This window comes from Streptomyces sp. NPDC090127, from assembly GCF_044746945.1.
Lineage (GTDB): Bacteria > Actinomycetota > Actinomycetes > Streptomycetales > Streptomycetaceae > Streptomyces.
Window position 1 is genome coordinate 600,420 of sequence record NZ_JBIVDE010000003.1, and the last position, 14,784, is coordinate 615,203.

At 74.8% G+C, this 14,784-nt stretch carries 2 protein-coding genes; both read right to left on the reverse strand.

The features are described 5' to 3' along the window. Nucleotides 1-153: 153 nt before the first annotated feature. Complete coding sequence (locus ACIPPS_RS13690) at nt 154-366, reverse strand: MbtH family protein (protein ID WP_401430592.1); 213 nt, start codon at nt 364-366, stop codon at nt 154-156. Next, a complete protein-coding gene (locus ACIPPS_RS13695; RefSeq protein WP_401430594.1) occupies nt 363-14,630 on the reverse strand; it encodes an amino acid adenylation domain-containing protein in 14,268 nt (4,755 codons plus the stop codon). Before ACIPPS_RS13695 ends, ACIPPS_RS13690 begins: the two co-directional genes overlap by 4 nt. Between the last annotated feature and the right edge of the window lie 154 nt (nt 14,631-14,784).

The window sequence follows — 14,784 nt, forward strand, 5'->3', positions numbered from 1 at the left end:
CCCCGCACTGTTGATCGACATCCCCCACGTTACGTGGCGTCACTGACATCGCCGTCCCCTGAAGGGGCCGGCGGGCCTCCCCGCCCCCATGACCGACGCCGCCCGTGGAGCGTGCTCCACGGGCGGCGTCGGTCGTGCGGTCGTGCGGTCGGGTCAGCCCTGCTGGGCGGCGGCGAGACTCGCCGGGCGCAGGTCCGTCCAGTTCTCCTCGACGTACGCGAGGCACGCCTCACGGGTGTCCTCGCCGAAGACGGCCCGCCAGCCGGCGGGGACCTCGGCGAACGAGGGCCAGATCGAGTGCTGGTTCTCGTCGTTGACCAGGACCAGGAAGGTGCCCTGCGGGTCCTCGAACGGGTTGGTGCTCATGCGTTGTCACTCCTTGTGGACATGGCGGTGAACAGCTCCGAGAGCGGCTGTTCCGGGTCGGCGGCCACGGTGCGCAGCAGCCTCTGCAGTTCGTCGGCGAGCCGCCGCGCCTTGGCGGTGCCGAACAGGTCGGTGGCGTGGATCAGGCCGCAGTGGACCGGGCCGTCGCCCTGCGGCTCGTAGAAGCTGAGGGTCAGCTGCGCCCGGGTCGAGCCGGTCGGGACGGCGTCGAGCGAGCCGATGCCGCCCTCCAACTGCTCCAGGTCCGCCTGCTCATGGTGGATCACCATGACCTGCGGGCCCTCCTCGGGCAGCCCGGTCGCCCGGACGACCTCCTCGAAGGGGACCTCCTGGCGGTCCAGGGCGCCGAGCGTGGTCTCCCGTACGCGGGCCAGCAGCTCCGCGAAGGTCGGGTCGCCGGCGGTGTCGGTGCGCAGCACGACCGTGTTGAAGAAGCAGCCCACCAGATCGGCCAGCTGGTCGTCGGTGCGTCCGGCGACCATCGTACCGAGGGGCAGGTCCGTGCCCGCGCCGTGGGCGGTGAGCAGCGCCGCCAGGGCGGAGTGCAGCACCATGAACATGCTGGTGCCGGTCGCCCGGGCCAGGTCGTCCACGGCGGCGTGCAGCTCCTCGTCCAGGACGAAGCCCACGTGGTCCGCGCCGGGCGAGGCCGAGCGGGGGCCGTCCGCCGGGAGGGCGAGCCGGGTCGGGAGGTCCTTCAGGATGTCGCGCCAGTAGCCGAGTTGGCGGCCGCCCCGGCTGTCCGGGTCGGTCAGGTCGCCGAGCGCCTCGCGGGCCCACTGGGCGTAGTCGGTGTACGTGACCGGCAGCGGCGCCCACGCGGGCTCCCGGCCGTCCCTGCGGGCCGCGTACGCCGCCGTCAGGTCGCGGAAGAGCGGGACCACCGACCATTCGTCCACCGCGAGGTAGTGCATGGTCAGCAGCAGTGCCTGCTCGCCCGAGGGGGCCCTCAGCAGGTGGGCGACGAGCGGTGCCTTGCGGTCCGGCTCCGGTGATCCGGCGGCCAGTTCGGTCAGCCGCGGCTCCAGCTCCGCGCACTCCTCCAGGGTGAGGACCGGCGCCTCGACGGGCCGGTGGCGCAGTCCGCCGTCGCGGTCGGTGAACGCGGTGCGCAGCGGCTCGTGGCGGGCCGCCACGTCGGCGAGCGCCGCGGACAGGGCGTCCGCGTCGAGGCCGCCGGGCGAGCGCAGCACGAGCGCGTGGTCGAAGCCGCCGTGCCGCCGGTGGGCGTCCCACTGCCAGCGCTGGACGGGGGCGGCCAGGTGCGGTCGCGCCAGGTCGTCGGACGGGCGCAGGGCCGGGCGGGCCGTGGAGGCCCCCTTGAGCTTGCCCTCGATGCCGGCGACGGTGAGCGCGTCGAAGACGTCGCGGATGCTCAGCTCCACGCCGAACTCGGCGCGGATACGGCCGAGGAGCCGCATCGAGGCCATGGAGTGGCCGCCGAGCGCGAAGAAGTTGTCGTGGACGCCGACCTTCTCCAGCTTGAGGATCTCGCCGAAGAGCGCGGCCAGCCGGGCCTGGGTCTCGTTGGCCGGCTGGGCGTCGCCGGTCATCGCCGCCCAGTCGGGGACGGGGAGCGCCTTGCGGTCCAGCTTGCCGTTGGGGGTCAGCGGCAGCGGTCCGTCGAGGGCGACGACGAGGGCGGGGACCATGTACTCGGGCAGCTGCCCGGCCACATGGGCGCGCAGCTCCTGCGGGTCCAGTTCCAGCGACTCGCCCGCCTCCGGGACGGCGTAGCCGATCAGGCGGACGATGTCGCCGTCGCGGTCGGGCACCACGGCGGCCTGGGCGACCGCGGGGTGTCCGGCGAGCGCGGCCTCGATCTCGCCCAGCTCGATGCGGAAGCCGCGGACCTTCACCTGGGTGTCGACGCGCCCCAGGAAGTCGAGGTTGCCGTCGGCGCGCCAGCGGGCGCGGTCACCGGTGCGGTACATCCGGCCGCCGGACGGGCCGTACGGGTCGGCGACGAAGCGCTCGGAGGTGAGCGCGTTCTTGCCGAGGTAGCCGCGGGCGAGGCCGCGCCCCGCGACGTACAACTCGCCGACGACGCCGGGCGGGACGGGCCGCAGGTGGTCGTCGAGGACGTAGCAGCGGGTGTTGGGGTCGGGCCGGCCGATGGGCACCCGGCCGGACGGCCGGCCTCCGTGCTCGCGCGAGGGCCACAGCGTGGAGTTGACCGTCGCCTCGGTGAGGCCGTAGGCGCAGATCAGGTGGGCCGTGGCGCCGAACCGCTCGAAGACGTCCGGCGGCACCGTCTCCGTACCGACCAGGACCGTCGATCCCTCGGGCAGCTCGCAGCCGGGCGGCAGGGCCGAGACGAGGGACGGCGGCAGGATCATGTGGGTGATCCGCTGCTCGGCGAGGAAGTCGGTGAGCGCCGGGCCGGCGACCCGTGCCTCGTCGGTGATGAGGACGAGCCGGCCGCCGTGGCAGAGGGCCATGGACAGTTCGAAGGCGAAGACGTCGAAGCCGATCGAGGCGAACTGCAGGACGTGGCTGTCGGGTTCCAGGCCCATCCGGTCGACCGCGGTGGCGACCAGGCTGGCGATGCCCTCGTGCGGGACGACGACGCCCTTGGGGCGGCCGGTCGAGCCGGAGGTGTAGATGACGTACGCGGCCTGGTCGAGCAGGACCGGCGCGGTCTCGACCGCCGTCCGCGGCAGGCCGGCCAGCTCGGCGGCGACCGTCGGCTCGTCGAGCAGCACCACGGGGACGCCGGTGACCTGCGGGATCTTGCCCGCGACCGGCTCGGTGCCGACCACGAGCGCGGCGCGTGAGTCCTCGATCATGTAGGTGAGCCGGTCGGCCGGGTGGACCAGGTCGAGCGGCAGGAACGCGGCGCCCAGCTTCAGCGTGGCGAGCACCGTGGCGACCATGTCGGCCGAGCGGGGCACGGCCACGCCGACCACGCTCTCGGCGCCGGCCCCGCGGGCGGCGAGGAGGTGCGCGAGGCGGTTGGCGCGGGCGTCGAGCTCCGCGTACGAGACGCTCCGGCCGCGGTCCACGACGGCGACCGCGTCGGGGTGCTCGGCGAGCCGGGCCGCGAACAGGGCCGGGAACGTCTCCTCGTCGACCTGTCGGGGGGAGCCGTTGAAGCCCTCCAGGACCAGGTGCCGTTCGTCGTCGGCCAGGATCTCGGCGCGCGAGACGGGCTGCTCGGGTGCGGCGACGAGGGCCGCGACGAGCGCCCGGAGGCGGTCGCCGAGGCGCTCGGCGGTGACGTGGTCGAACAGCTCGGTGGCGAACTCCAGGCGGCAGCCGAGGGCGCCGGTGGAGCCGTCGGCCGGGGTGTGCTCGGTGAAGCTGAACACCAGGTCGAACTTGGCGGAGCGGATGCGGAACGGCACGTAGTCGGCGCTGAGGCCGGACAGTTCGAGGCCGTCGCCGGTGCGGGCGTGGTAGCCGACCATCACCTGGAACAGCGGGTTCCGGGAGAGCGAGCGGGTCGGGTTGAGCTTCTCCACGACCGACTCGAACGGCACGTCGGCGTGGGAGAACGCGGCGAGGTCGGTCTCCCTGACCCGGCCGAGCAGCTCGGTGAAGGACGGGTCGCCGCTCAGGTCGGTGCGCAGCACGAGGGTGTTGACGAAGAAGCCGACCAGGTCGTCGAGGGCCTCGTCGCCGCGCCCCGCGATGGGCGAGCCGAGCGGGATGTCCGTACCGGCGCCCATGCGGTGCAGCAGGGCCGCCACGGCCGCGTGGACGACCATGAACATGCTGGCGCCGGTCTCGCGGGCGAGCCGCTTCAGCCCCTCGTGGACGTCGGCGTCGAAGGCGATGTCCAGTTCGGCGCCGGTGAACGCCGGGCGGGCGGGCCGGGGCCGGTCCGTGGGCAGTTCCAGCTCCTCGGGGGCGCCGTCCAGGGTCGTACGCCAGTACTCCAGCTGGCGGGCGGCCAGGCTGTCGGCGTCCGCCTGGTCGCCGAGCAGACGCTGCTGCCAGAGCGCGTAGTCCGCGTACTGGACGGGCAGCGGCTCCCAGGTCGGGGCCGTGCCGGCGGTGCGGGCCGCGTAGGCGGCGGCCAGGTCCCGCAGGAACGGCCGGTCCGACCACTCGTCGGTGGTGATGTGGTGGAGCAGCAGGACGACGACGTGGTCCTCGGGGGCCAGCTGCACGACCGTGGCGCGCAGCGGCAGTTCGGCGGCGAGGTCGAAGGGCCGGTTGACGGTCGCCTCGACGAGGGCGGGTACCTGGTCCTCCGTGGCGGTCAGCCGCTCGACGACGGGGGTGGCCTCGTGGGCGGGGAGCACCCGCTGGAGGGCCTGGCCGTCGCGCTCCACGAAGACCGTGCGCAGGGCTTCGTGGCGGGCGGTGACGTCCGCGAGCGCCGCGCCCCAGGCGTCGACGTCGAGGCTCCCGCGCAGCCGCATGACCAGCGGGAAGTTGTACGCGGCCGAGGTGCACTCGATCTGCTGGATCACCCAGAGCCGCTGCTGGGCGTGGGAGAGCGGGAGCTCGTCGGGCCGCTCGGCGGCGGTCAGGGCGGGCCGGGCGGCGCCGCCGGAGCGGTCGGCCCGCTCGACGAGTTCGGCGACGGTGGGCGCCTCGAACAGGTCACGGATGGCGAGTTCGGCGTCGAGGGCGGTCCGGGCGCGGCTGACGAGCCGGGTGGCGAGCAGCGAGTGGCCGCCGAGCTCGAAGAAGTCGCTGTCGATGCCGACGCTGCCCTCGGGCAGGCCGAGGACCTCGGCGTAGAGGGCGCAGAGCGTCTCCTCGCGCGGGGTGCGCGGGGCGCGGCTCGCGGCGGAGCCGGCGAAGTCCGGGGCGGGCAGGGCGCGGACGTCCAGCTTGCCGTTGACGGTGAGCGGGAGGGTGTCCACCGGGACGAGCGCGGAGGGGACCATGTAGTCGGGCAGCCCGGCCTTCAGGTGCTCGCGCAGCCGCTGGGTCAGCTCCTCGCCGGGCTCCGTGCCGTCCTCCGGCGCGAAGTAGCCGACGAGCCGCTTGGTCCCGGTGCTCTCGTTGACCACGACCGCGGCGTGGGCGACCTCGGGGTGGGAGGAGAGCGCGGTGGCGATCTCGCCCAGCTCGACGCGGTAGCCGCGGATCTTCACCTGGTCGTCGGTGCGGCCCAGGAAGTCGAGCAGCCCGTCGGGCCGCTGCCGTACGAGGTCGCCGGTGCGGTACATCCGCTCTCCGGGCTCGCCGAAGGGGTCCGCGACGAAGCGTTCGGCGGTCAGGCCGGGGCGGTCGTGGTAGCCGCGGGCGAGGCCCGTGCCGGCGATGTACAGCTCGCCGGGGCAGCCCGGCGGGACCGGGCGCAGCATCGCGTCCAGGACGTAGGCGCGGGTGTTGCGGATGGGCATGCCGACCGTGGAGGTCGCGCTGTCCGTGGTCGAGCCGCCGAGGGTGTTGATGGTGTACTCGGTCGGCCCGTACAGGTTGTAGCCGTAGGTGCCCTCGGTGCGGCGCAGCGTGGTCCACACCGTGTCGGACACGGCCTCGCCGCCGAGCAGGACCAGCGCGGGGCGGTGCTTGCCGGTACCGGCGGAGCCGGGCTCGTCGCGGTCGAGGAGACCCTCCTCGATGAGCAGCTGGGCGTAGGTGGGGGTCACGTTGACGACGTCGACGCGGTGCTCGTCGCAGTAGGCGACCAGGGCCTCGGCGTCGCGGCGCAGCTCCTCGTCGCAGACGTGCACCTCGTGGCCCTCGACGAGCCAGAGCAGCTCCTCCCACGACATGTCGAAGGCGAAGGAGACGGTGTGCGCGATGCGCAGCCGGCGCCCGCCGGCCGAGGCGATGGCCGGGTCGAAGATCTCCTTCTGGTGGTTGAGCTGCATGTTCGTCAGACCCCGGTAGGGGGTGACGACGCCCTTGGGCCGGCCGGTGGAGCCGGAGGTGTAGATGACGTACGCCGGGTGCTCCAGCCGGTCCGCGACGTCGTGGGCGAAGCCGGGCCGCTCGGCGTCCGTGATCTCCGCGCCGGGCAGGGCGGCCAGTTCGGCGGCCACGGTCGCGTCGTCCAGGAGGAGTTCGGGGGCGACGGCGCCGTCGGGTCCGCGCAGGGTCGGGGCGACGGCGGCGGTGGAGACCAGGCAGAGCGGGCCGGTGTCCTCGACCATCATGCGGAGCCGGTCGGCCGGGTGGTCCAGGTCGAGCGGCAGGTAGGCGGCGCCGGTCCGCAGGACCGCGAACAGGGCGGCGACCATGTCGATGGACCGGGGCAGCGCGAGCGCCACGACCTTCTCGGGTCCCGCGCCCCGGGCGAGGAGCAGCCGGGCGATCCGGTTGATGTGCGCGTCGAGTTCGGCGTAGGTCAGGGAGCGCTCGCCGAAGACCAGCGCCACCGCGTGCGGGGTGCGGGCGACCTGGGCCGTCAGCATGTCGGCGATGGTCTCGTTCGGCACGGGCTCGCGGCTGCCGGCCCGTTCGGCCGTGAGCGCGGCGCGCTCCGCGGGCAGCAGCAGGTCCACGCCGACGGTCCGGGCGGCGGCGTCCGGCGCGGCGAGGAGCTCGCCGAGTCGCTCCAGGACGGTGGTGAACCGGCCGAGGATGGTGGCGGCGGCCTCCTCGTCGAAGAGGTCGGGGCGGGCGGCGAGGGTGACCCGCAGCCGGGTCTCGGGGGTGACGATGAGGGTGAGCGGGAAGTGGGTGCCGTCGACGTTCGACACGTCGGTGATGCCGTGGCGCTGCCGCAGCGCGGCGGCCCGGTCCTCGCCGTCGGCGGAGCGGAGCACGAAGAGGGTGTCGAAGAGGCGGCGGTGGCCGGTCTCCTGCTGGAGCGTGCCGAGACCCACGTACTCGTACGGCATGACGCCGGCCCGCTCGGACTGCATGCGGCGCAGCAGGTCGAGCAGCGGCTCGTCCGGGGCGAAGGCGATCCGGGCGGGGATGGTGTTGAGGAACATGCCGATGATGCCGGCGACGTTCGGGACGTCGGCGGGACGTCCGGCGACCGCGGTGCCGAAGGCGACGTCGCCGCGCCCGGTCATCGCGGAGAGGACCAGGCCCCAGGCGGCGTTGAGGACCGTGTTGAGGGTGAGGCCGTGCTGCCGGGCGAGGGCGCGCAGCCGGTCGCTGGTCTCCCGGGTCAGCAGCGCGTCGTGGTCGACGGGGATGACGGGGCCGGCGTCGCGGCCGGTCGGGGCGACGAGGGTGGGCTCGTCGAAGCCGGCGAGCGCGTCGCGCCAGGCGCCGACGGCCCGGGTGGTGTCCTGCTGGTCCAGCCAGGCCAGGTAGTCGCGGTAGGAGCCGGGGGCGGGCAGTCCTGTGCTGTCGCCGGAGCGCTCGTAGAGGGTGAAGAGCTCCTCCAGGAACAGCCAGGCGGACCAGCCGTCCCACAGGATGAGGTGGTGGGTGACGACCAGCCGGTCGTGGCCGTCGCCGAGCCGGATGAGCTGGAGGCGGCAGAGCGGCGGCGCGGACAGGTCGAAGCGCTGCCGACGGTCGGCGGCGAGCAGCTCGTCGAGGCGGGCCCCCCGCTCCTCGGGGCGCAGCCCGCTGAGGTCGGTGACGGTCAGCGGGATCTCGGCGCCGTCGGCGATGAACTGCACGGGCTTGGGCAGGCCGTCGCTGGTGAAACCGGCGCGCAGGCTCGCGTTGCGCTCCAGGAGCGCCCGGCAGGCGGCGCGCAGCCGGTCGGCGTCCAGGGGGCGGTCGAAGTCCAGGTTCTCCTGCGACAGGTAGACGTCGAGGGCGTCACCGGTGTCGTAGGTGGCGTGGAAGTACATGCCCTCCTGGAGCGGGGAGAGCGGCCAGATGTCGGCGACCGGGAGGCCGGCCGCGGCCTCGACGCGGGCGGTCTCCTCCTCGGTCAGTTCGAGGCCGCCGAGCGGCGCGGGGGCCTCCGGCTCCGCCGGGGTGGCGGCGGTCAGCTGGTCGAGCAGCGCCTTGAGCGCCGGGTCGACGGCGGCGCCGGACTGTGCCTGTGCGGCGAGCATCGCCTGCAGGGCGGCGGCGGCCTGACCGGCGTCGGTGGCGGAGACGGTGACTCCGGCGGCGGCCGCCTGGGGGGCGGGCTCGGCGGCGGGCTCGTCCGGCACCTGCGCGGCCGTCGCCGCGAGCGCGGCGGGCGTGCGGTGCTCGAACACATCGCGCGGGCTGATGGTCAGTCCCCTTTCACGGGCGCGGGTGGCGACGGAGATGGAGCTGAGGCTGTCGCCGCCGAGCATGAAGAAGTCGTCGTCGGCACCGATCCCGGGCAGGCCCAGGACGTCGGTGAAGATCGCGCACAGGGCGCGTTCCCGCTCGTCGCGGGGGGCGCGTCCGCCGGCGCGCGGCGCGACGGACGGCGAGGGCAGGGCGTTCTGGTCGAGCTTGCCGCTGGGTGAGAGCGGCAGCGCGTCGAGGGTCGTCACGGCCGTCGGCACCATCGCCGCGGGCAGCGCCTCCGCCAGCGCCCCCAGGAGGGCCTCGGCGTCCGGGGCGGCGCCGGGCGCCGGGACCGCGTAGCCGAGGAGCGCTCCGTCGCGGACGATCACGGCGGCCCGGGCGACGCCCGGGAGGGCGGCCAACGCGGCCTCGATCTCGCCCAGTTCGACGCGGTTGCCGCGCACCTTGACCTGACGGTCGGTGCGGCCGAGGTACTCCACGGCGCCGTCGGCGCGTCGGCTGACCAGGTCGCCGGTGCGGTACATGCGCTCGCCGGGCGCGCCGAACGGGTCGGCGACGAACCGCTCGGCGGTCAGGCCGTGCCGGTCGTGGTAGCCGCGGGCCAGTTGGACGCCGGCGAGGTACAGCTCGCCGGGTACGCCGTCCGGGGCGGGGCGCAGGAAGGAGTCGAGCACGTACAGGCGGGTGTTCCAGACGGGCCGGCCGATCGGTACGGCGAGCTCGTCGCCGCCCTCGTACGGGAAGTACGTGACGTCGACGGCCGCCTCGGTGGGGCCGTACAGGTTGTGCAGCGGGACGGGGCCGGCGTCGCCGCGCCGGGCGGTCAGCTCGGACCAGCGGAGGGCGTCGGGGCCGGTGAGGGCCTCGCCGCTGCAGAAGACCCGGCGCAGGCTCGCCGCCCACGCGGGTGCGCCCGGGGCGGCCTCCATGACCTGGACGTAGGCGGCGAGCATCGACGGGACGAAGTGCAGCGTCGTGATCCGCTCGGTACGGATCAGCTCGGCCAGGTAGGCCGGGTCGCGGTGGCCGTCGGGCCGGGCGAGGACGACGGTCGCGCCCTCGACCAGGGCCCAGAAGAACTCCCAGACGGAGACGTCGAAGCTGGACGGGGTCTTCTGCAGGACCCGGTCGCCGGCGTCGAGCCCGTACTCCCCCTGCATCCAGGCGAGGCGGTTGACGATCGCCCGGTGGGTGACCGCGACGCCCTTGGGGCGCCCGGTGGAGCCCGAGGTGTAGATCAGGTACGCGGGGTGGTCGGGCCGAGCGGGGACGGCCGCGGTGTCGGTCCCGGGGGCGAGCGGCTCCTCGTCCCGGTCCACCAGGACGTGGGCGAGGTCCGCTGCGCCGGGCAGCCGGCCGGCCGCGTCGGCGGTGGTGACGACCGTACGGGCGCCGGAGTCGGCGAGCATGAACGCGACCCGGTCGGCGGGGTAGTCGAGGTCGACGGGCAGGTAGGCGGCGCCCGCCTTGTGCACGGCGAGCAGCGCGACCATGAGCTCGGCGGAGCGGGGCACGGCGACGGCGACGAACTGCTCCGGGCCCGCGCCGCGCGCCCGCAGCCGCCGGGCCAGGGCCTCGGCGCGCCGGTCGAGTTCGGCGTACGACAGGGTGGTGCCCTCGAAGACGACGGCGGGGGCGGCGGGTGTCCGGGCCGCCTGCGCGGCGAAGAGGGAGGCGAGGGTGGCGTCCTCGTCGGGCAGCGGCCGCGTGGTGGCGTTCAGCGCGGTGAGCCGTTCCGCCTCCCGATCGGAGAGCAGCCCGACGCGGGCGACCTGGCGGGCCGGGTCGGCCACCAGGGTCCGCAGCAGCGCCTCGAAGCGGTGGGCGATCACGGCGACATCGAGCTGGTCGAGTCGGGCCGCGTCGTACTTGAAGCGCAGCGCGAGCCCGCCGGCGCCCTGCTCGACGATGAGCGCGAGGGGGTAGTGCACGGCGTCGAGGACCTCGGCGCCGGTGAGGCGCAGCGTGTCCTGGTCACCGTCGTGGGCCAGGTCGCCGGAGGGGTAGTTCTCGAACACGACGAGGGTGTCGAAGAGTTCGCCGCCGCCGGCGATCCGCTGGATCTCGGCGAGGCCGAGGTGCTGGTGGTCCAGGAGGGCCGCGTGCTCGTCCTGGACGCGCAGCAGCAGCTCGGCGAGCGTCTCGCCGCCGTGCAGGGTGATCCGGGCCGGCACGGTGTTGATGAACAGGCCGACGGCCGCGTCGAGGCCCTCGACCTCGGTGGTGCGGCCGGAGACGGTGGTGCCGAAGACGACGTCCCGGCTGCCGGTGAGTCCGCCCAGGAGCAGCGCCCAGGCACCGTTGACGACGGTGGAGAGGGTCAGGCCGTGGCTGCGGGCGCGGGCGGTGAGGTCGGTGCTGAGCGTCTCGGCGAGCCGGACGTCCACGTGCTCGGGCCGGGCGACGGGCGCGCCGTGCTCGTCGCCGGTGGTGAGGGCGGGCAGCCGGGTCGGACCGTCCAGACCGGCCAGGGCGTGCGCCCACGCCTCGCGGGCGGCGTCGAGGTCCCGGCTCGCGAGCCAGCTCAGGTACGGCTGGGGCGCCGGCGGCTCGGGCAGGGTCTCGCCGCGGTAGGCGGCGGTGAGTTCGCGCAGCAGGACGGAGACCGACCAGCCGTCGGCGATGATGTGGTGCAGGGTGAGCAGCAGCCGGTGGCGCTGCCCGTCCCGGATCAGGGTGGCCCGCATCAGCGGCGGCACGGCGAGGTCGAAGCCCTCGGCGCGGTCCTGGCGCAGCACCTCCTCCAGGGGGGTGACGGCCGTGTCGGCCTCGCTCCAGGGGAGGTCGGCGTGGTCGGCGAGGCGCTGGACGACCTCGCCGCCGGGGAGCTGGCGGAACGCGGCCCGCAGCAGCGGGTGCCGGTCGAGGAGCAGTTGGAGCGTGTGCCGGAGCCGCGCGGGGTCGACGGTGCCGGCGAGGTCGAGGATCTCCTGGACGACGTAGAGGTCGCTCGCGTCCTGGTCGAACTCCGCGTGGAAGAAGAATCCTTCCTGGAGGGGGGAGACGGGCAGCGCGTCCTGGTCGAGCCGCACGGCGCGCGGTGCGTCCGGGGCGGCCGCCGCCGGGGCGGTCGCGGCGGTGTCGGCGGTCCGGGCGAGCGCGGCCACCGTCCGCCGGCGGAAGATGTCGCGCGGGGTGATCGCGAGTCCGGCCTCACGGGCGCGGTTGACCAGCTGGATGGCGACGATGCTGTCGCCGCCCAGCTCGAAGAAGCTGTCGTGGACGCCGACCGACGGCAGCCGCAGGACGTCGGCGAAGAGCGCGGCGAGCGCGGTCTCGGCGGCCGTGGTGGGCGTGTCACCGCCGGCGGTCGCGGTCCACCGGGGCTCGGGCAGGGCGCGCCTGTCGAGCTTGCCGTTGGGCGTGAGCGGCAGCGGCCCGTCGAGGCGTACGACGGCGGAGGGGACCATGTAGTCCGGGAGCGCCTCGGCGACCCGGGTGCGCGCGGCGGCGACGGCGGTCTCGGGGTCCGTACCGGCCTCGGCCACGAGGTAGGCGACGAGCCGCTTGGCGCTGCGGTGGTCCTCACGGACGAGGACGGCGGCCTGGGCGATGCCCTCGCACGCCATGAAGGCGCTCTCGATCTCGCCGGGCTCGATGCGGTGGCCGCGGATCTTGATCTGGCCGTCGGAGCGGCCCAGGAACTCCAGGTTGCCGTCGGCGCACCAGCGGACGCGGTCGCCCGTGCGGTACATCCGGGCGCCGGGCTCGTCGGCGTACGGGTCGGCGACGAAGCGCTCGGAGGTGAGGCCGGACCGGCCCAGGTAGCCGCGGGCGAGGCCCCGCCCGGCGACGTACAGCTCGCCCTCGGTGCCGACCGGGACGAGGCGCAGCGCCGCGTCGAGCACGTAGGCCCGGGTGTTGGGGTCGGGTTCGCCGATGGGCGCGGGGCCGGGGCGGTCGGCGGTGGCGACCCAGAGCGTGGAGTTGACGGTGGCCTCGGTGAGGCCGTACGCGACGACGACCTGGAGCCGGCCGGCCCACCGGGCGATCAGCTCGCTGGGCACCGCTTCGGTGCCGACGATCAGGACGGCTCCGTCGGGCAGGTCGCAGTCCTGCGGAAGGGCCGAGACGAGGGACGGCGGGAGGATCATGTGGGTGGCGCGGTGCCGGGCGATGTACTCGGTGAGGGCGGGCCCGGCGACGCGGCGCTCGGTGGGGACGACGATGATCCGGCCGCCCACGGAGAGGGACATGATGAGGTCCCAGACGGTCACGTCGAAGCCGACGGACGCGAACTGGACGACCCGGCTGTCGGCGGTGATGCCGATGCGCTCGGTCGCGGTGGCGACGAGGCTGCCGACACCGTCGTGGGAGACGACGACGCCCTTGGGTCGGCCGGTGGAGCCCGAGGTGTAGATGACGTACGCGGCCCGGTCCAGCGCGATCGGCAGGTCCAGGTCCGAGGGGTCGAGGGCGGCGCGCTCGGCGGTCAGGGCCGGCTCGTCGAGCAGCAGCGGGGTGACGCCCGGGAGCTCCGGCAGCGCGCCGGCCGGCTCGGCCGTCGTCAGGACCGTGCGCGCACCGGCGTCGGTGAGCATGTACGCGATCCGGTCCTGCGGGTGGTCGGCGTCCAGCGGCAGGTAGGCCGCGCCCGCCTTCATCACGGCGAGCAGCGAGACGACGAGTTCGGGCGAGCGCGGCACGGCCACGGCGACGACGTCCTCGGCACCGACACCGCGGGCCGCCAGGAGCCGGGCCAGCCGGTTGGCCTCCGCGTTCAGTTCCGTGTACGTCAGTTCCCGGTCCTCGCAGACGAGGGCGACGGCGTCCGGGGTGCGGCGGACCTGGCGCTCGAAGGCGGCGGGCCAGGAGAGGTCGGCCGTCTCGTGGGGGGCCACGCCGAACTCGTCGAGGAGCCGGGACCGTTCGGCGGGCGAGGTCAGCTCGATGTGGCCGACCGGGCGGTCGAGGTCCTCGGCGAAGGCGTCGAGGAGGGCGAGGAAGCGGGCCTCGTGGTCGCGCAGCGTCTCCTCGTCGCATACGTCGGCGTCGGCGTCGAGGTGGACGCTCATGCCGGGCGCGCCCGCGGTCTCGGCGAAGCTCAGGGCCAGGTCGCTGACGGGGCCGAGCCAGACCGGTTCGAGCGCGGTGGTGTGGTCGCGGAAGCGCAGGTCCTCGGGGCGGGGCAGGATGTTGACGGTGGGGCCGACCAGCTCGGACACCCCGTCGGCGAGGCCCAGCTCCCGGGCCAGGTCCTCGGCGCGGTAGCGGCCGTGGGCGACCGCCTCGCCGATCGCGCGGCGTACGACGTCGAGGAGTTCGGTGCCGGTCGTGCCGGGGCGGACGGTGAGGCGCAACGGCACGATGTTGGACACCATGCCGGGGACCTCGGCCGACACGGCGTCGAGGCGCGCGGCGATCGGCAGGCCGAGGACGAGGTCCTGCTCGCCGCTGACGCGGTGGAGGTAGGCGGCGACGGCCGCGATCAGCAGACGTGAGGGGCGGACGCCGGCGCGCTCGGCGGCGGCGTTCAGCCACTGGGTCCGCTCGCCGGACAGCTCCGCGGTGCGGCGCAGCCGCCGCGTCATCGGCACCTGGCCGCGCTCGACCAGGCGGACCGGCTCGGGACGGTCGGCCATCCGGTCGAGCCAGTAGGCGCGGTCGTCCTGGTGCGCGGCGGAGGCCCGGTACTCCAGGTCGGCGTCGACCAGCCGGGACAGCGCCCAGTCGCGGGGCGCGGGTGCCTTGTCGCCTGCGGTGTAGAGCTCACCCGCGCGGCGGGTGACGAGCGCGACGCTCATGCCGTCGGTGACGATGTGGTGGTAGCGCTGGCACCAGAGGATGTGGTCGTCGGCCAGGCGCAGCAGGGCGTGCCCGAAGAGGGGGCCGCGGGCGAGGTCCACGGGACGCTCGCGGTCGGCGGCCGTCCAGTCGGCGGCCGCGCGCGCGGGGTCGGCGGCGTCGCGCAGGTCGACGACGGGAACGTCGAAGGGGGCGCGGGCGGTCGTCTGGCGGGGCCCGCCGTCGCCCGCCTCGACACGTACGTGCAGGCCCTCGGCCTCGTTCACGGACTGCCGTACGGCGGCGGCCAGCCGGTCGAGGTCGACGTCGCCACGCAGGTCCAGGGCGAACACGATGTTGTAGGCGGAGCTGTCCGGGTCGATCTGCTGGGCCAGCCAGATACCGGACTGCCCGCCCGTGACGGGTATTCCGGAAGCGGACGTCCGGTCCGACTCGACGTCAAACATCGTTCGAATGGGCCTTTCCCTGGTGGTGCGTCGGTGAGGTGTGTCCCAGCGCGCCCCGGCACCGTCCCCGCCCGGAGAGCGGGGCCCGCCCGTCCCCGACGGTGTCGGCGGACGGGCGGGGTGCCGTGGGGCGCGATGCCTGAAGCGCTGTGCC

Bases quoted from the DNA above. Each gene is read 5' to 3' on its own strand.
- ACIPPS_RS13690 (WP_401430592.1), bottom strand. From the start codon at position 366: ATGAGCACCAACCCGTTCGAGGACCCGCAGGGCACCTTCCTGGTCCTG.
- ACIPPS_RS13695 (WP_401430594.1), bottom strand. From the start codon at position 14,630: ATGTTTGACGTCGAGTCGGACCGGACGTCCGCTTCCGGAATACCCGTC.